Consider the following 18,648-nt stretch of genomic DNA (forward strand, 5'->3'; position numbering starts at 1 on the left):
GTTTGAGCAGGCAAGATAGTTTTATTGAAGGCAAAATTCAAAAGTAAAAAATCAAAAATATCTCAGTTTAATACCGTTTATGATTACATAGTAGTATTTGAAATTTATATTACTTTAAATCAGTTGGTTGTGTGTTGTAACTTAAAAATAAGTTATATAACTTAAAATTTAGTTGTATAACTGAAAAATCAGTTATATATTTGATTTATGGAAGAGCTAACAAAAACAGAAGAGCGTGTAATGCAGGTAATATGGCAGTTAAAACGATGCTTTGTTAAGGATATTATTGAGGCGTTGCCGGATGATCCGAAGCCGCCTTATAATACCATATCATCGGTTGTTCGGCTACTGGAGAAGAAGGGCTACCTGGACTATAAAGCCTACGGTAAAACCTACGAATACTTCCCCAAAATAACCAAGGCTGAGTATCGGAAGGCTTTTTTCAGCCGGTTTTTTGCCGGTTACTTTGATAACTCGGCCGAGAGCCTTTTTTCATTTATGGTGAAGGAAGAAAAGCTGAGCCAGGAAGATATCGACAAGTTAAAAGCCATCATCAATAAAAACGAAAAATAATGGAAGCCATCGCCTATTTGCTGCAGGTATCGGCCTGTACCGGCATTTTTTATATGTTTTATTACGCGTTTTTGCGCAGGCTTACTTTTTTTACCATCAACAGATGGTACCTGCTGGCAACATTGCTGCTTAGTTTTGTTATACCGGCTATTAAAATACAGGTTGATGAACAGCCACAATATGTAGCTGCGGTACAGCGCGTGGTTTACGTGAACGCGCCGGAGGTTATTCAACCAACGCCTGTTAACATTGCTCCTCAAAAAATGGGGACTGTTGCTCCGCCGGTAAATTGGGCGAGCATCATGGGGTGGGCATACGTAGTAGCTGTTGTTTCATTATCGGGTTACTTATTAATAACGCTTATTTTCTTTTTTACCAGGCTTAAAGGCAAGTCTTTGGCTAAAATGGGAAATGTTAAAATTGTAAGCGGTTACAAAAAGCTTGGCAATGGTTCGTTTTTCAACTATATATTTTTAACTGATGAAAATATTAGTTACGAAGAGCTGAAACACGTAATAGCGCACGAGATGCTGCATGTAAAGCTGTATCACTCGGCAGATAGGGTAATAGCGCGGCTGGTTCAAATAGCTCTTTGGTTTAATCCGTTTGCATACCTGTTTGCCAGCGCTATTGAAGCCAACCACGAGTTTGAGGTTGATGTAAAAATGACGCATAGCCTTGATAAGCGGGTGTATGCCAACCTGCTGCTCCAGTTATCAGTAACGGGACAGGGAATGCTTTATAATGGTTTTAGCAAAGTGCAACTTACCAGCAGGATACAAATGTTGTTTAACAAACCATCAAAAAATATGAAAAAGTTAACTTACGTGCTGATTGTACCTATGGTAACCATCAGCTGCCTGGTGTTTGCAACCAGTTTAAAAGCAAGGGTTGAAAAGCATGTTGTAGCGCCTGTTAAGGCGGATACCGCAGCTATCTATCGCCAAAAAATAAAATATAGGGTTGGAGAAAAGGAATCCATAGCAAAATTTAAAGCCTATCAGCAAACAGATGATTATAAAAACAAATCGGCACTGGTTAGGGAAATTATAAATAAAGAAATTGCCGTAAAAATAACGGAGCTTATGAGAGATAAGAAGACCGGGATGCCACAGGGATATAAGGTAAATTACAACAATATACCGTTGGAAATTAAAACCTTTTACGGCGACGGCAAGGAACTTTATAGCCTGCTTAATGTTGGCGATGAAATTACTGTGAAGCTGTTTGGCGGCGGTATTGGCCAGGGTATCCCGGTTGTTTTTTTTCCGCAATATATTGTTAAAAACAATGTCAGAATTTTTCAGCCGGTGCAGGCAGAAACCATTCCGGAATATCCTTTTTTATATGAAGTAAACCGGGTTAGGTTCACCGATGGCAAGGTTGCACAAATTGAAAAAGACAGCAATGGAAAATGGAAAACCGCCGTAATTGAAAAGGATAATGGCTATAGGTTTAACCTGGCATTCAAGGCCAATTCTCCTGATTTTGCCGGCATCAAACAAGGCGACCGGGTAAGGCTGCGTTTTGTACACGAGGTAAAAACAGGGAAAAAAGTATATGCGGTGAATGATTGGGTTTCGATATCAGAAAATATAGCCGACTATGGCTTTAAAAACCCGGATATGTTTTACAAATTTTATGAAAAAATGTAAAGCGGTTTATAGTCGATAGTTTTTATCTGAATCCGGATTGAGCAGCATTATTAAGATTTCTTCATCGTAATGTTTAATCACAAGGGCCGTCCTACGAAAGGACGGCCCTTGTTGGTTTATCGAATATCGGTTTTATCTGCCTACCAACTAATAACTTTTCAGTAAACACTAATATTTATCCCCCGTTCACCGACTTTAATCCGTTGTTCGCCGATAAAAACATGGCCTATATCTAATTCACCAAAAACAGCTGTAACGTTTTAAAAATGGGGGCGTCTTATTGGTGTATTTAAAAATTACAATATACAATTACTTGACAATCAAAATATTAATATCATGAAAACTACATTAATCACCGTTGCTGCTTCTTTACTTTTAGTAGCTGGTTTATCAAACTCAACTTTCGCATCTACAAAAAATACCCAAACTGTTGCCACTGTATTAACTGATGTAAGCAACATCAACAAAATCGAAATCCGCGGTAATGTTGAACTTTACGTATCGGCCGGCGCAACCGACCAGGTGAAGGTTTACAATAAATACTACGCCGAAAGCGCCCTGGTACAAAGCTCAAAAGGTGTATTACGTATTACATCATACAATAACGAAAAATTGGTGGTTTGGGTAACAGCTAATGATTTGCGGGCCATCAGCGCTTATGATAATGCCGAGGTTAAATCATTCGGTAACCTGTCTGCCATTGAATTGGAAGTTAACCTGCATAACAACGCTACTGCCAATTTGAAACTGGATGTTTTTACTGCTACAGTAAACACAAGCGATAAATCAAAAATTGAATTATCGGGCACTGCCGAAGTATATACTTTGAACGACAATACCCAATCGAGTGTAAACAATAACAAATTTATCGCCCAGGCATATACAGATAAAGTGACTAACACAGCTGCAAAACATAACGACGACGAGGCAGGCATATAATCCTCCTGGATACTTTTGACAAAAGTCTATCATATAATACTACGGGAAGCTATCATTTTTATATGGTGGCTTTTTTTGTTTTAGTTGGGCAACATAGTGGCCTTTAGGGTCTACCAGGTAAAGAGGCTTCGCAGGGGGGCAAAATAACTATCAGTTTGTTGCTATATCTTCGTTTATGAATTAACTTTACGCCATGCCTGTTACCTATAAATTCATCAAAGAGCCTACCAATCGTTGGTATATTGACCTGCCCGACTGGCAAGGCGTGCACGCAGAACTGGAAATGGTTGAAGGCGCCGACACCATGCTTGACTATGTTAGCCAGGGCGCCCGCGAAGTGGAACTGCAATTAGCCGAAGAGTCTTTTGAAAACGCAACCCCGCTTCAACTTATTGAGGATTACCGCGACCATGTGGGGGGCGGCGTATACCTGCTTGCACAATACAATGGCGAAGAGCTTAACCAGAAGATGTGGCTCTGCGGCGTTACCGAATTTGTGTTTGGTAAACTGCCCGAAGTTATTTATTTCGGGAAGGTTTAAAATACTTAAGACTAATAATATGTTCAATAAAAAAGCGGCTGCCCTAATAAGAACAGCCGCTTCGTTTTAGCTATACTTAAGCTTACTGGGTAATAGTTACCGTGTCCATGTCTTTAACTGCACCATTTACCACAACCACACCGGTTATGGTTTTAGTGACATAAGGGCTTACGGGTACAAATTGTACATTGTAGGTGCCTGCAGCCAGGCCCGAAAAGTAGAATTTACCGGTAGCATCCGCCACGGTGCCAACAGTATCGGCGCCGGTAATGGCATATACTTTAGGCGATGATGCTGCCGGAGATATTATACCGTTTAGCGCGCCCGAAACAGCCTGTGGTATTGCCCTTATTACAGGTTTAAGTATGTATTTGCCGTTCCCGGTTAATACTATTGATTGGGCTGCGTCAAAATCTAAACGTAGGGTATAGGCAACGCCTGCTGTTAAATTATCATGCACGTTAAGTTTTACGCCCGATGTTTGCCCGCTTGGGGTAGTCAGGTCGTAAGATACGCCACCCACAATTACCCTGTTGTCGGTGCTGTTTAATATCAGCCTTATTTGCTGGATAGTGCCGGCCGGAATATCCTGGGCTGCCAATATGGTATCTTTACCAGCCCTGAACCTCAGGATATCGATAGGGCCGCCATTTACATCAAGCGTATTTTCTCCTTTGTCGGTAACTACAACAACGCTTTTAACATTAAGGATAACGGCATCAAAGGCGCCTGGGGCGTCGGTCATCTTCACTGTAACGTGCGATATGCCGCCTGCACTGTTGCTGCTATCCTTTTTACAGGAAAACAACAATAAGCTAAGTGCAGCGGCAAATAAAAGTAACTTTTTCATAATGTATTATTTTAGTGTAGTAGCGAATATTCAAAACCGGTGCCTTGTTGGGTAATGTGCCGATGAAATGGCATAATGTATCGATGAATTGGTATTTTGGTCGTAAGTAAGGGTTGAATTATACTGCCGATGCAAGAGTTCGCCGATTATTGACCATTTATCTGCACAATTATGCCCGGTGGTACTTGCTACTGTGTGCCTTTGTGATCTGTATAGAAAGTTTACTGCGGCAACCACCAGGTGTAGGTGATCTGTTTTTCCAACAAAAAGGTTTTGTTCGATAGCCTTTTCCAGGAACCGGGAACGGGTTTATATAATCTAATTGTTAAGCCCAAATCAAGCTAAAATGATTTCGCAGCTAGGGCTATAAATTGTACTTTAAAAAGTGTACCTTTGCGCCATTATTTTCTTGAAAACAAAGCGCTTAATTATCATGCTTTTAGCTTCAACGACGATAAAATAAAACTATTGCAATGAAAAAAATTGTCGACTACAGAAAGCTTTTAAACGTTACCGAAGCTGCAGAATTACAGGAATTAAAATCAAACTACCGCAACATGATGAAAACCTGGCATCCGGATAAGTTCCAGGACGAGAGCAGGGTTGAAGCGGAAGAAAAAAGTAAAACCATTATTGAAGCCTACCACTTTTTGGTAAGTATAGCGCCCGAAACCCGTGCGCAATCGTTAACCGAATATACGGCCACCACCACGCTGTCAAACATTGCCGATTTTGAATACAAATCGCAGGTGTTGAAAATTTCGTTTTTGGATGGTAATGAATATGAGTATTTTGACGTACCCAAAGCGGTTTATGTAAAGCTGATAAATGCCGATTCGCCGGGCAGGTTTGCGCGCAGGCATATTTATAACGAGTACGTTTACCGCAGCGTAAGCAGGCTGGTAGCTACTGCATAGTTTGTAGGGTTCTGATTTTCAGGTTCGGGGTTCGGGTTGCCAGGTTCGGGTAGGGTGTTGCGGGTTTTAAGATCTTTTTAAAACCCAATTTACTCCTGAACCGGGCGACTCGCACCACGAACCGCGCAACCCGAACCCCTCATCCCCGGTTCAAGCGTTCAAAATCCTCAATGGTGTCAATATCAATGGCGCCAAGGCCAAATGGTACCGACATCACATCATCCGGATAGGTATTGATGATTTTTTTGGCACCTTCGCTGCCCGTCAATTTCATTAATTCGGGAAAATACTTTTTGTCGAACAGAGTGGGTACACCCAGTATGTTTTTATAAGCGCAGGCAATTATACCCGCATCGTTCTCGGCCTTTCTTTCGGTTAACTGGTAAAGCAGCAATGGATCAACAAATGGCTGATCGCAAAGCATTAATATTGCAGTTGTAACCGAAGGCTCCAAGCGTAACAGTTCAGTTATGCCTAAACGAATAGAAGAAGCCATGCCTTCATGCCAGTCGGGGTTGTAGGTAATGTTAATTTGCTGGTCGGATATGTTTGGGCGGATATCGCCTTCATTGGCACCTAATACTACAACGGCGCAATCGCAGCAGGCCGAGGTTAAAGCGGTTTGTATGGCGCGTTGCAACAACGTTTTACCCTGGTAAACCAGGTTTTGCTTTGGCGATCCGAAGCGGCTTGAAGAGCCGGCTGCAAGTATAATTACCCCCGTCATTGGTTTTCTTAAGTTTTGTTAAGGCATAGATTGATGTACAATTTGCTGCAACACATGGTTATGGATAGTAGTTTTATAACGTAATGATGTTCCTGCGCGGCTCTTTAATATCGCCTGCATTTCGGCAACAATAGAGAGTGCAATTTCATCGGCATTTTCAGATCCTATATCCAATCCCGCGGGCCCAAATACGCTTTCCAGTTGTTGCGGGGTGGTTTCTATACCTTCACCGGCAAATTCATCCAGCATTCTTTGTAATCGTTTTTTTGGTCCCAGCACCCCGATGTAGGAGGGGCTGAGCGGCAGCAGTTGCTTTAATACGCAGGCATCGTAATTATAGTTGTGTGTCATCAAAATAATTACAGTACGCTCATCTATTTTTACATATTGTAAAGCGTTCTCCGCTTTTGATATCGTGATTTTTGCAGCAAATGGAAATCGCCCGGGCACAGCATAGTTGGCGCGGCCATCTACCAGGTGAATTATCCAGCCCAGGGCGGCGGCTATTTGTACCAGCGGGATAGCATCATTGCCCGCGCCAAATACCACCAAAGATACCGCAGGCTGCAGCAACTCGATAAAGCAGGTAAATTTATCGCCATACAAATAAGTTTTAGTTACCGAATTGCCGTTAACCAATACGTGTTTGGCATCTTGCAGCAGGGCATCCTTAATAGCATCATCAGGAAATTGGCCGCGTATTTCTTCGTCCTTATTTAACAACAGGCAGGTGCCTGGCTGCGGGGCCTGTTTGTCGTTCATGGTAAACAGGGTGATAAGCACCACAGGCTCGCGTTTGCTTAAAAATTGTTTAAACAACTGTATCGGGTTGTCCGGTCTGTCGGCAAAAATAGGTTCAATCATAATATGGATAATCCCGTTGCAACCCAGCCCAACACCAAACTTGGCGTCGTCATCGTCGGTAGTATCGTAAGTAACCAGCATGGGTTTGTTTTGGGCCATTACCAGGCGGGCTTTGCGCAGGGCATCGCCCTCCAGGCAGCCGCCGCTGATGGCGCCGGTAAGCTGTCCGTCTTCAGTAATAAGCATGCGGGCACCGGCCCGGCGGTACGATGAGCCTTCAACATGTACAACAGTGGCCAGTGCGGTTTGCCTGCCGGCTTTATGCGCGGTATCAAAAGCGGCAATTATATCTTTAAGTTCTTTCAATGGGTAGTATTTATATCTTCTGTGTAACAATTCTCTATTTGGCAGGTTCCCATAAATTAAGCCGGGTTATACTTTTTATACTGCCACTATTCATGCCCATGTGGCCATCCATTTGGCTATCAAATGTTCCCTCTAAAATAACATAATGGTCACTATAGTTTTTCAAACTGTCTTTGGTGAGCCCTGTAATATCAACCCAAACGGCATTTTTACTTATTCCATTATCGTAATCATCTTTATGGAGATATAGGTTATCACCCTCAAATTCAATATGTAAATAACCTATTAGTCTTACTTTTCTGCCATTGTAATTACCGGGGGTAGCGATTAGATTAATAACGGAAACATCTTGGGTATGTTGACTGTAAATTTGCCATGCTTTTAAAATGTAGTTTTTTTTCGGGTTTTGATCACAAGCTATAGTGAAAGAACTAATGAACAAAAATACGAAGCAGGTAGTTTTCATGTAGCGGTTTTTGATTAAGTTAAATATATGCCAATTTTACAACCGAAAGTAGAACGTTCGACATCATTATTTTCCTCCAATAAAAAAGTACATTTAAACCACAAAGGTCAAATTTGTAATTTTTACTTTTACATTAACGATCATCAGCCAAAAACATCAAATTTGTTAATTAACTTATAAACGCAGTAAATTTTTTCACTTGTTAACAGATAACCACGGCCGAAATATCAATTACCTGCGCTTAGCAGTTACAGACCGCTGTAACCTGCGCTGTTTTTATTGCATGCCCGAGGATGGCCTTAACTGGCTATCGCGTAAGGAACTGATGAGTTACGAGGAAATGCTGAAAGCCTGCGCCCTGATGGTGAAAATGGGCATCCAGAAGATCAGGATAACCGGCGGAGAGCCATTTGTGCGTAAGGACATTATGCAGCTGCTTACTTCGATATCAGCATTAGATGGCTTGCAGGAGTTAAGCCTCACAACTAATGGTGTGTTAACCGCACCCTATGTGCCCGAACTGAAGAAAATAGGTGTGCGCTCGGTAAACCTGAGCCTGGATACGCTGGATGCCAACCGTTTTTTTACTATAACCCGCCGCGATGAATTTGCCAATGTTATGGCCGCTTTAGAGGCCTTGCTGCAACATGATATTGAGGTGAAAATAAATGCCGTAGTAATGGATGGCAAAAATACACAGGATATTATCCCACTGGTTGAAATGACCCGGAATTTACCCATAAGCGTAAGGTTTATAGAAGAAATGCCTTTTAATGGCGATGGTCATTTATACACCGGCCTGCAATGGGATTATGTACGGATACTGGATGAGATTAAAACCCAATACCCGCAGATACAGAAAATAGGGGATCCGGCTTACTCCACATCATACAATTACCAGGTACCTGGGCATAGGGGTACCGTTGGTGTTATTGCTGCTTACTCGCGTACGTTTTGCGGCACTTGTAACCGTATCAGGATTACGCCGCAGGGCGAACTGAAAACCTGTTTATACGACGATGGCGGATTAAATATTAAAGACATTATGCGTGCCGGAACAAGTGATGATAACCTTAAACTTGCTTTGCTGAATGCATTTAGCAACCGTGCCGCAGATGGTTGGGAAGCCGAAAAAAAGCGCATTGTCCATCCCGGCATCCATGAATCGATGGCTACTATTGGCGGGTAGTGAGGTTAAAGCTGAAAGCAGAAAGCCCAAAGCAAAAAAATAATCATTGCCGCCAGTTTATTTATATTGAGGTACAAGTAAAGCTTTAAGCTTTCTGCCTTCAGCTTTAAGCTAAAAAAAGCCAAAAGCCAAAAGCGCAAGGCAGAAAGCCAGGATAATGTATAATCAATAATTGTATGGCTAACAGATTTAAAGCTTTCAGCTTTCAGCCTTTAGCCTTTAGCCTATAATAAAAATGACAACTGTTGAACAAGCCGAAAAGCTGATATTGGCCCAGTTAAGAAATTACGGAAATGAAACCGTTCCCTTTGAACAGGCCCTGGGCAAAGTATTGGCAGAAGATATTAAAGCCGACCGCGATCTGCCTCCCTTTAACCGGGTAACCATGGATGGCATAGCCATCAATTTTAAGGCTATTAAAGGTGGCATCAACACCTTCCGCATAAAAGCAACCCAGGCCGCTGGCGATGAACCCGTGGAGATTGAGGAACCGAACGAATGTATCGAGATTATGACTGGGGCGGTGTTGCCGGCATCGGCAGATACCATAATTCGGTACGAGGATGTTGAGATAAAGGATGGTTTGGCCGGCATTGATGCAGAAGGTATTAAGCAAGGACAAAATATTCATGTACGGGGTATAGATAAAAAGCTGGGGGAAGTATTGGCATCGGCCGGGCAGGTAGTTACACCAGCAATTATTGGCGTAGCAGCATCGGTAGGCAAAACCCATCTGTTGGTTAAGAAAATGCCAAAAGTGGTAATTATCTCATCGGGTGACGAATTGGTTGATGTGCATAAAACGCCATCGCCTTACCAGATCCGTAAATCAAACAGCTACACCGTTAAAGCGGTTTTGCAACAGCATGGTTTGCAGCCGGATGTTTTGCACATTCCTGATGATCCTGAAGTAACCAAAACGCAAATACGACACTGCCTGCAAAATTACGATGTATTGCTGCTAAGCGGCGGCATAAGCATGGGCAAGTTTGATTATATCCCGCAGGCGCTTCAGGATTTGCAGGTTACAAAGCTATTTCACAAAGTAGCCCAGCGGCCCGGCAAACCGTTTTGGTTTGGTCAATACCAGGATAAGGCATTGGTTTTCGCGTTTCCCGGTAACCCGGTAGCCACGTTTATGTGCCTGAATAGGTATTTTTTAACCTGGCTAAACGCTACTTTAGGCTTACCCCAACAATTACCCGTTTATGCAGTTTTAGATAAAGATTTTCAGTTTCAGCCGGCTTTGCAATATTATTTGCAGGTAAAGCTGCACAGTAACGCACAAGGGCAGCTCATGGCCTCGCCTGTTGAAGGCAATGGTTCGGGCGATTTTGCTAACTTAGCAGATACCGAAGCATTTTTAGAATTACCCCTGGAAAGGAGTGAATTTAAGCAGGGAGAAGTGTTTAAGGTATGGCGGTTTGTCTGAACCGGAATTTCAGGAATTTATAGAATTTCCTGAATTTAGCTTCAGTACTTTCCCTGCCGCTAAAGCAATTCTTAAATTCTAAAAATTCGTTTAATTCGAGTTCAGATAAATAAAATAATGTTAACCCACATAGATAAACAAGGCAATCCATCCATGGTAGATGTATCTGCAAAGCAGGTTACACACCGCACCGCTACAGCACGCAGCGTTGTGGTTTTGCCAGATGAAGTTTTGCAGTATTTAATTGATGGCGACCTGGTAAGTAAAAAGGGGCCGGTATTTCAAACAGCCATCATAGCCGGTATTATGGCGGCAAAAAAAACGGGCGAGCTGATTCCGCTTTGCCACCCGCTAGGGATGGATAATTGCAGTGTTACCGTACAGGTTAACGAAAAGCAGGAAATTGTAATTGAATGTACGGCCAGCATAACTGCTAAAACGGGCATCGAAATGGAGGCGCTGGTTGGTGCCTCTGTAGCAGCACTTACCGTTTACGATATGTGCAAGGCCATGAGCCATGACATTGTGATAAAAGAAACCAAACTGATAGCAAAAACAGGAGGGAAACGTGATTTTAAACGAGCATAATCAGCCGGAAAAAAAGCACAAAAAGCATGCTAAGCTGGTGCGGCCGGCCATAGGCAACTTTGGCCGTAACGAATGGGCCATTGTTGGCGGGCCATGTACGGTTATCAAACTACTGGCCGACGATGTAATAGCAGCATTATCGTCAACTTATAGATGTGCTTATGCAGATACATCGCATAATGATGATGTTACCATGGTTCCCGGCCGCCTGGCAAGCGGCGCTATATTGGATTATAGCGACCAGGTAAACTACCAGCAATTTAATTTTCAAAACCCGATGATGCCCTATCAGCTTAAACAGCAATTTGCCAATGCCGATTTGGTATTAGTGAATGGTAATCACCAGCAGGCCAAAGCGCAGGTAGTTATTATTGATAACAATAAAAAAGCATCATTATTAAAACGTGCTGAGCAGCTTAATAATGTGCAGTTGTTTTTATTGGCCGATAACAGCGACGATGTTTTTGATTTTATAAAGGAAACCGTACCCTGCTGGCAACAGATCCCGGTTTATAAATTGGGCGAGAGTGACAAGATCATTGCCTTTTTTGAAGCCAACCTGAAACAAAACAGGCCTATGCTAAACGGCCTTGTATTGGCAGGAGGCCAAAGCTTGCGAATGGGCGTTGATAAAGGCAACATCAACTGGCATGGAAAGCCGCAGCGTTATTACATGGCCGATATGTTACAGCCATTTTGCAGCCAGGTATTTATATCACACAGGGACGGCCAGCTGGCTGAAGCCGAGGAGCCGTACCCGGTTTTGCAAGATACCTTTACCGGGCTCGGTCCGTACGGGGCCATATTATCCGCCTTTCGGGAAAACCCGGACAGTGCCTGGCTGGTAATAGCTTGTGATTTGCCTTTAATGGACGATGCCACTTTGCGAAATCTGGTAGCCTGGCGTAATAGCTCATCAGTTGCTACCGCTTATCATAGCCCAGTTACCGAATTTCCTGAACCGTTGATAGCCATTTGGGAGCCCAGGAGTTATCCAATACTACTCTCATTCCTGGCGCAAGGATATTCCTGCCCGCGAAAGGTGTTGATTAATACCGATATCACCCTGTTAAATGCACCCGAACCTGAAGCGTTAACTAACGTTAATACGCCCGAAGAAATGGAGATTGTTAAAAGGACGATCCACCAAAAATTAGCTACCAACTTATGACCGATAATGATTTAAGATACACGTGTCAAATAGCCTTGCCAGGTTTCAGTGAAATCGCCCAGCAGCTTTTACAACAGGCCAAAGTACTGATAGTAGGGGCGGGTGGATTAGGATGCCCTTCGGCGCAATACCTTACCTCTACAGGTGTGGGTACCATAGGTATTGCCGATTTTGATGTAGTATCCATCAGCAACCTGCACCGGCAAATTTTGTACACACCAAACGACGTAGGTATGCAAAAAGCTACTTTGGCCTGCCAGCGTTTGCAATTACAAAACCCCGGTGTAAAACTGGTGCCTTATACAGATAAAATAACATCCGAGAATGTATTGGAAATTGTTGCTCAATATGATATTGTAGTGGATGGTACCGATAATTTCGAGACACGATATTTATTAAATGATGCCTGCGTTATAAGCGGAAAGCCGCTGGTTTACGGCGCTATTTACCAGTTTGAAGGCCAGGTTGCCGTATGGAACATAGCCGTTAAAGACGAGCAGCGTTCGCCTAACTACCGTGATCTGTTCCCGCAGGTTGATGCCACCCAGATTCCTAATTGTACCGAAGGTGGCGTAATACCATCCCTGGCCGGTATAATTGGCTGTATGCAAGCCAATGAAGTGATAAAATACATCACCAAAACAGGCGAACTGCTGGCGGGTAAAGTGCTGATTTTTGATGCACAAAGCATGCAAAGCCGTATCATCAGGATAGGGTCGGTCACCAAAACCAATATCAGGCGGTTGGCAACTACGGTAACTATTCCAACGATATCTGGCGATGAACTGAAAGCACGAATGGAACAAGACCCAACTATTGAGTTAATTGATGTACGGACAGAGCAGGAACGCGATGCCTACGATATAGGAGGCACTCATATCCCGCTGGACGAACTGGAGAGCTACCTGCCTTATTTTGCCAGCACCAATACAAAGGTATTCTATTGTTCCACAGGTAAAAGGAGTGGGGAAGCCGTGAAGCTGGTATTAAAAAAAATCCCCGAGGCTGATGTATGGTCGTTAGACGGGGGATTGTTGGCTACGCGTCATTAGGTCATTAGCTGCGCGTTATTAAGTCATTGGTGGTGCGTTATCAGTTAAATATGATAAGGTAAAAAAGCGATGATTTTTGATTTTTGATTTTTGAATTTTGATTTTTAACTTTCCTCAGGGATGCGCCGCCACCCAAACGTCTCCGTCTTTAAAAGCCTCCTTTTTCCAGATAGGGACGGTTTGTTTTAAGGTATCTATAATGTAACGGCAGGCATCAAATGCAGCATCCCGGTGAGCGGCGGATACCGCGATAACTACCGGTACTTCGCCAACCTGCAATTCGCCGGTTCGGTGATGGATCAATATTTTTTGTACGGGCCATTTATCAAAAGCCTGGCTGGCTATCTTTTGCATTTCGCTGATAGCCATAGGTTCGTATGCTTCAAAATCAAGCTTTAGCACGGGTTTGCCTTTGGTTGCGTTGCGTACTGTACCGATAAACACATCTATCCCGCCAGATTCGGGCGACATAATCCAATTGATACAACCCTGGATATCCAGGGTTTCTGCCGATAATATAATTTGCGTATTGGTCATGCTTGTCGGTCGGCTAATGATTTCATTAAATACTTTGGCGATTCGTGGTAGCCCTGCCGGTAATAAAACCGGTGCGCATCAACCCTTCGTGAGTGGCAATGCACTTCAATCCGGTCGCATTTCCTTGCTATAGCTAAATTGGTAAAATGCTCTTCCAGCGCTTTGCCAACTCCCATGCTACGGGCATTTTCATCTACAGCAAAACAGCTGATCCGCGCAAAATCGCCTTTAACTGCCAGTTGCGTTAAAAAATCAAAAGCAATCAAGCCTAAAATTTTCCCATCTGATTCATATACCAAAACCTCCGATTGCGGCTGGCCCAGCATTCGTTCTAAATTTGCAGACAAAAAATCCCCGGTTCCAGGGTAGCCCAGCTGGTCCAGTAAATCTGATAATGCTGCCTGATCTGCTAATGTGGCTTTTCTGATGTTCATGATTGGGCGACAAAAAGTTTTCGGAGAAAAGGTGTCTGATAACGAAAAAGAATTTTGAATAGCTTGCTTTTGGATTCGAAAAAAGTTCCTGGTTATTAAACTTATCCTCCGCTCACCGGGGGGATAACAGCTATTTCGTCCCTCTCGTGGATGGTATCTCCCGGCAGTGCATATTCGTTATTTACCGCAACCATGTATGATGCCAGCTGCTTTAAACGGGGGTATTCCTTCTCCAGCGCGTATTTTAAATTCGAAATAGTAGCATCATTGGTTAACTCTAAACTAACCGAGCCGCTCCCGAAAATCTCCTTTGTAACACCAAATGCCAATACATTGATCTTCATTCCTCAAAATTAGGGCAAAATAGGATAGGATAAGCCATAGAAATATAAATAATTGATATTCAAAAACTCCTCCTTCGGGCCACTCGGGGGGCTAAACAACTTTCCATCTAAATTGTATATTTACATATGGCCGCCAATTCTGAACAGCATATTCCAATTATTAAAATGAATGCATCATCAGGTGTTATAACTACTGATACACTTGCTGTAGAAGAGCCACTGGAAATACGATTGGAATTCGGTACTGAACCTGAACGCCAGACACAAAATATATCGGTAACTATGCGAACGCCGGGTCACGATGCCGAACTTGCCAAAGGCTTTTTATTTACAGAAGGCATTATCAAAAATGCAGATGATGTTGCGGCCACGGCCCATTGCTTTATTGCCTGTGCCGGGGAAAAAGAGAACGTGATACTGGTTACGTTAAACCCGGGCATCGAGCCCAGCCTGCAAAATGCAGGGCGTAATTTTTATACTACATCCAGCTGTGGTGTTTGCGGCAAAGGCTCTATCGATGCCATCCGTACCGTAAGCAGTTTCGCTGCACAGGAGGCCGATGAGGATGCCATTTTAACGGATGTTTTATACCAGTTACCCCTCATTTTAGAAAGACATCAGCGCGTATTTGCCAATACGGGTGGTTTACACGCTTCGGCCCTGTTTACCACACAGGGCGAACTTTTACTATTGCGCGAGGATGTGGGCAGGCACAACGCGCTTGATAAGCTGATAGGGGCTGCACTTGGCTATGGCTGGCTGCCTTTGCGGCAAACCGTATTGCTACTAAGTGGCAGGGCAAGTTTTGAATTGGTGCAAAAAGCAGCAATGGCAGGCATTAATATTATAGCGGCTGTTGGCGCGCCATCAAGCCTGGCCGTGCAATTGGCCGAAGAGTTTAATATGACGCTAATAGGTTTTTTGCGTGATGAACGTTTTAATATTTACACCGCGGCCCACCGCGTACAGATACCGGGCAGTAAAATTGCCGATAACGGCCGGGTTACTGCCGAAAATATACAACACCCATGAAAATACGTATTAAAGGCAACTCATTAAGATACAGGCTTACCAAAAGCGATATTGCACAGTTGGCAGAAGAAGGCCATCTGCAGGAAGAAGTAGATTTTGGCAGCCAGCAACTATACTATGCCATTAAAGTGGTTGATGACGACCACCTGTCATCAATATTCAGGGAGAATACGATTATCCTGTTTGTGCCAAAAAATGTGATTACGGAACTGGCAGAAACTGATAAGGTAGGTTTTGAAGGCAAACACGGCAGCCTGAATTTATTAGTTGAAAAAGATTTTACCTGTCTTGATAATGTGGCCGAAGACCAGAGTGATAACTACACAAACCCCTTGCTGACTAAAAAGATATGAGCGAGCACATCAAAGAGCAACCTGCTGCAGAAAATCCGGAAGAACTGCTCGACCTGAAAATAACCAAACCCAAAACATGGGCAGCCGGCATTCCGGCTGTAACAGTTGCTATGGTTGATATTCTGCAGGAGTCGGGGTTTGTGCGGGGCATGGAAGGCTTGTTTAAGATGAACAAGAAAGATGGTTTTGACTGCTCTGGCTGCGCCTGGCCCGATCCTGATGATGACCGGTCGCCAATTGCCGAGTATTGCGAGAATGGCGCAAAAGCCCTTGCCGAAGAAGCCACCACCAAAAAGCTCACGGCTGAATTTTTTGCCCAAAACTCTGTTTTTGATTTAGCCAAACTAAACGATTACGAGATAGGCAAAAAAGGCCGGATAGCGCAGCCTGTATATCTGCCTAAAGGCGCGTCGCATTACCAACCCATCAGTTGGGACGATGCTTTTAAAAAGATAGCCGATAAATTGAATAGCCTGGCATCGCCAAATGAGGCTGCATTTTATACCTCGGGGCGCACCAGTAACGAAGCTTCGTTTACCTACCAGCTATTTATCCGCGAGTATGGTACCAACAATATGCCCGATTGCTCAAATATGTGCCATGAATCAACCAGCCTGGGGCTGGCCGAGGCCATTGGCATAGGCAAGGGAACGGTTACGTTAAATGATTTTTATGATACCGATGTAATTATTATCATAGGGCAAAACCCCGGCACCAATCATCCCAGGATGCTTAGCGCCCTGGAAAAGGCCAAGCAACATGGTTCTAAGATCATTGCTGTAAATCCGCTGCATGAGGCGGGGTTGATGGGTTTTAAAAATCCGCAAACGGTGAAAGGCGTATTAGGAATAACCACCCAATTAGCCGATTTGTATCTACAGGTGAAGATCAACGGCGATATGGCCTTATTGAAGGCTATCGAAAAGCTACTATATAAAGCTGAATTGGAATCTCCCGGTACGGTGTTTGACCATGATTTTATAAAAAACAATACCGAAGGTTATGTAGCATTTTTAAACCATCTTAATGAATACGATTTAAACCACCTGGCTAATGAAGCCGGCGTGCCTTTAGCACAAATAGAACAAGCCGCCGATATGCTCAAGGATAAAACCCGTATTATTATTTGCTGGGCAATGGGCGTTACCCAGCATAAAAACGGCGTTGCCACCGTTAAAGAAATTGTTAACCTGGCTATGCTGAAGGGCGCTATAGGTAAACCGGGCGCTGGCCTTTGCCCGGTACGTGGCCACAGCAATGTGCAGGGTAACCGTACCATGATGATATTTGACAAGCCTAAACCTAAACAACTGGACAAGCTGAAAGAGGTTTTTGGTTTTGAGCCGCCACGCGAACATGGTTACGATGTAGTAGAGTCGATACAGGCGATGCACGAGGGTAAGCTGAAGGTGTTTTTTGCCATGGGAGGTAATTTTCTTTCGGCTACGCCGGATACCACTTATACGGCCGATGCAATGCGTAAGCTCGAGATGTCTATCCACGTATCTACCAAACTTAACCGCAGTCATTTAGTACATGCAGATGAAGCTTTGATATTGCCAACGCTTTCGCGTAGTGATAAAGATATGGTTAATGGCGAAGCGCAGTTCATCAGCTGCGAAAACTCGATGGGGGTGGTGCAAATGTCGAAGGGAATGCTGGAGCCCATCTCCACAGATTTGTTGAGTGAGAACCAGATTGTTTGCAGGCTGGCTAAAGCCACATTGGGCAAGCGTTCTGTTATTGATTGGGATAGGTACGCCAAAAGTTATGACGCTGTGCGTGATGACATTGCCAAAGTAATTCCTGGTTTTGAGGATTATAATCAAAAGGTGCGTGTACCGGCGGGCTTTTATTTGCCTAATGGCCCGCGGGAAGGCAAGTTTGAAAATATTAAGTTTGGCAATAAGGTTGATTTTAACATTGCCGGCCTGCCTATACATGAATTAAACACAGGAGAATTCCGGATGACAACCATCCGCAGCCATGATCAGTTTAACACGACCATCTACGGGCTGAACGACCGCTACCGCGGAGTTCATAATGAGCGCCGTGTAATATTCATGAACGAGAAGGACATGGCCAAAGCCGGGTTTAAAGAAGGAGAACACGTAGACCTTTACAATGATTTTGGCGGAGTTGAGCGCGTAGCGCGCCTGTTTATGGTGGTTCCGTATAACATCCCCGAAGGAAACACTGCAACCTACTACCCCGAAGCCAACGTATTGATCCCGATTGACAGTGTAGCGGAAGGAAGTAATACGCCTACTTCAAAACTAGTGTTTATCAGTATAAAAAAGCACGAGGTTAAGTGAGGCTTTGGTATGGTTGTTAAAGGTTCTAAAAAGCATTTTTTTTAACCTAGGTTTTAAAATTATAGGGTTCCGAAGACGAAAGAACGTTCAAAGATAAACTACTGTCATCCTGAGGAACGAGTGATCTATCCGCGAACATTTCTATCGGTCATACACCGCTGACAGATCCTTCGTTCCTCGGGATGACAGGAATTTAATTAGGTAGGAAACAAGGTATCTGTCGACATGCATAACCTATATAAAGTCGACAGGTGCTTGTTTCAACTCTTAGGAAACTTTAACCGAGGGCTTTTCCCCAAGAAAATCATTGGGTTTTGCCGCCAATGGATGACATTCTTGTTGTTCGAACGTCCGTTCGTCCCC

20 protein-coding genes are annotated in these 18,648 nt (G+C 43.6%); 13 read left to right on the forward strand and 7 right to left on the reverse strand.

The window, feature by feature from the left end:
- The first annotated feature begins 207 nt into the window (after nt 1–207).
- The 4 genes from AC1DU2_RS25045 (at nt 208) to AC1DU2_RS25060 (ending at nt 3,708) form a co-directional block, all read left to right on the forward strand.
- Entirely contained in the window at nt 208–573 is a 366-nt protein-coding gene (locus AC1DU2_RS25045; RefSeq protein ID WP_477356952.1) for a BlaI/MecI/CopY family transcriptional regulator, read from the forward strand.
- On the forward strand, nt 573–2,228 hold the full coding sequence (locus AC1DU2_RS25050; protein ID WP_477387766.1) for a M56 family metallopeptidase: 1,656 nt from the start codon (nt 573–575) through the stop codon (nt 2,226–2,228). Before AC1DU2_RS25045 ends, AC1DU2_RS25050 begins: the two co-directional genes overlap by 1 nt.
- A 336-nt stretch (nt 2,229–2,564) precedes the next feature.
- Complete coding sequence (locus tag AC1DU2_RS25055; RefSeq protein ID WP_477387768.1) at nt 2,565–3,167, forward strand: GIN domain-containing protein; 603 nt, start codon at nt 2,565–2,567, stop codon at nt 3,165–3,167.
- 193 nt (nt 3,168–3,360) lie between these two features.
- Nucleotides 3,361–3,708: a DUF6717 family protein gene (locus tag AC1DU2_RS25060; protein ID WP_477356946.1), complete on the forward strand. Its 348-nt coding sequence runs from the start codon at nt 3,361–3,363 to the stop codon at nt 3,706–3,708.
- Between the two features lie 82 nt (nt 3,709–3,790).
- Here AC1DU2_RS25060 and AC1DU2_RS25065 read toward each other — a convergent pair whose 3' ends face one another.
- Nucleotides 3,791–4,558 (reverse strand): DUF4382 domain-containing protein, encoded by a 768-nt coding sequence (locus AC1DU2_RS25065; RefSeq protein WP_477387770.1) that lies wholly within the window; start codon nt 4,556–4,558, stop codon nt 3,791–3,793.
- Nucleotides 4,559–5,031: 473 nt separating this feature from the next.
- Here AC1DU2_RS25065 and AC1DU2_RS25070 point away from each other — a divergent pair, with 473 nt between their 5' ends.
- On the forward strand, nt 5,032–5,475 hold the full coding sequence (locus AC1DU2_RS25070; protein ID WP_147052465.1) for a KTSC domain-containing protein: 444 nt from the start codon (nt 5,032–5,034) through the stop codon (nt 5,473–5,475).
- Nucleotides 5,476–5,614: 139 nt separating this feature from the next.
- On the opposite strand, the gene AC1DU2_RS25075 is transcribed toward AC1DU2_RS25070, so the two are convergent.
- Genes AC1DU2_RS25075 through AC1DU2_RS25085 form a run of 3 tightly spaced genes read right to left on the reverse strand, consistent with a single transcriptional unit; the run spans nt 5,615 to nt 7,838 of the window.
- A complete protein-coding gene (locus AC1DU2_RS25075) occupies nt 5,615–6,202 on the reverse strand; it encodes a nucleotidyltransferase family protein (RefSeq protein WP_477387772.1) in 588 nt (195 codons plus the stop codon).
- Nucleotides 6,203–6,220: 18 nt separating this feature from the next.
- Nucleotides 6,221–7,372: an XdhC family protein gene (locus tag AC1DU2_RS25080; protein WP_477356940.1), complete on the reverse strand. Its 1,152-nt coding sequence runs from the start codon at nt 7,370–7,372 to the stop codon at nt 6,221–6,223.
- A gap of 34 nt (nt 7,373–7,406) precedes the next feature.
- Entirely contained in the window at nt 7,407–7,838 is a 432-nt protein-coding gene (locus AC1DU2_RS25085; protein WP_477387774.1) for a hypothetical protein, read from the reverse strand.
- Between the two features lie 199 nt (nt 7,839–8,037).
- Here AC1DU2_RS25085 and moaA point away from each other — a divergent pair, with 199 nt between their 5' ends.
- From moaA to AC1DU2_RS25110, 5 genes are all read left to right on the forward strand, one after another.
- Nucleotides 8,038–9,027: a GTP 3',8-cyclase MoaA gene (moaA, locus tag AC1DU2_RS25090; RefSeq protein ID WP_477387776.1), complete on the forward strand. Its 990-nt coding sequence runs from the start codon at nt 8,038–8,040 to the stop codon at nt 9,025–9,027.
- Between the two features lie 235 nt (nt 9,028–9,262).
- The gene (locus tag AC1DU2_RS25095) at nt 9,263–10,459 is read left to right on the forward strand and encodes a molybdopterin molybdotransferase MoeA (protein WP_477387778.1); all 1,197 of its coding nucleotides are present in this window, start codon (nt 9,263–9,265) and stop codon (nt 10,457–10,459) included.
- Nucleotides 10,460–10,576: 117 nt separating this feature from the next.
- Complete coding sequence (gene moaC / locus AC1DU2_RS25100; protein ID WP_477387780.1) at nt 10,577–11,047, forward strand: cyclic pyranopterin monophosphate synthase MoaC; 471 nt, start codon at nt 10,577–10,579, stop codon at nt 11,045–11,047.
- Nucleotides 11,028–12,218 (forward strand): NTP transferase domain-containing protein, encoded by a 1,191-nt coding sequence (locus AC1DU2_RS25105; protein ID WP_477387781.1) that lies wholly within the window; start codon nt 11,028–11,030, stop codon nt 12,216–12,218. Before moaC ends, AC1DU2_RS25105 begins: the two co-directional genes overlap by 20 nt.
- Nucleotides 12,215–13,270 (forward strand): ThiF family adenylyltransferase, encoded by a 1,056-nt coding sequence (locus tag AC1DU2_RS25110; protein ID WP_477387783.1) that lies wholly within the window; start codon nt 12,215–12,217, stop codon nt 13,268–13,270. The genes AC1DU2_RS25105 and AC1DU2_RS25110 overlap by 4 nt, the downstream gene beginning before the upstream one ends.
- A gap of 114 nt (nt 13,271–13,384) precedes the next feature.
- On the opposite strand, the gene AC1DU2_RS25115 is transcribed toward AC1DU2_RS25110, so the two are convergent.
- From AC1DU2_RS25115 to AC1DU2_RS25125, 3 genes are all read right to left on the reverse strand, one after another.
- Nucleotides 13,385–13,807 carry a molybdenum cofactor biosynthesis protein MoaE gene (locus AC1DU2_RS25115; protein WP_477387785.1) on the reverse strand — a complete coding sequence of 141 codons (423 nt, stop codon included), beginning with the start codon at nt 13,805–13,807 and terminating at the stop codon, nt 13,385–13,387.
- Nucleotides 13,804–14,241 (reverse strand): GNAT family N-acetyltransferase, encoded by a 438-nt coding sequence (locus AC1DU2_RS25120; RefSeq protein WP_477387787.1) that lies wholly within the window; start codon nt 14,239–14,241, stop codon nt 13,804–13,806. The genes AC1DU2_RS25115 and AC1DU2_RS25120 overlap by 4 nt, the downstream gene beginning before the upstream one ends.
- 101 nt (nt 14,242–14,342) lie before the next feature.
- Entirely contained in the window at nt 14,343–14,585 is a 243-nt protein-coding gene (locus AC1DU2_RS25125; RefSeq protein WP_477356924.1) for a MoaD/ThiS family protein, read from the reverse strand.
- Between the two features lie 126 nt (nt 14,586–14,711).
- Here AC1DU2_RS25125 and fdhD point away from each other — a divergent pair, with 126 nt between their 5' ends.
- The 3 genes from fdhD to AC1DU2_RS25140 are packed head-to-tail and all read left to right on the forward strand — an operon-like array spanning nt 14,712 to nt 18,285.
- A complete protein-coding gene (gene fdhD, locus AC1DU2_RS25130) occupies nt 14,712–15,617 on the forward strand; it encodes a formate dehydrogenase accessory sulfurtransferase FdhD (RefSeq protein ID WP_477387789.1) in 906 nt (301 codons plus the stop codon).
- Entirely contained in the window at nt 15,614–15,970 is a 357-nt protein-coding gene (locus tag AC1DU2_RS25135; RefSeq protein WP_477356920.1) for a DUF7009 family protein, read from the forward strand. The genes fdhD and AC1DU2_RS25135 overlap by 4 nt, the downstream gene beginning before the upstream one ends.
- Nucleotides 15,967–18,285, forward strand: coding sequence for an FdhF/YdeP family oxidoreductase (locus AC1DU2_RS25140; RefSeq protein ID WP_477387791.1), 2,319 nt, complete (start codon nt 15,967–15,969; stop codon nt 18,283–18,285). The genes AC1DU2_RS25135 and AC1DU2_RS25140 overlap by 4 nt, the downstream gene beginning before the upstream one ends.
- Nucleotides 18,286–18,648: the final 363 nt, after the last annotated feature.

This window comes from Mucilaginibacter sp. P4_C11, assembly GCF_056402115.1.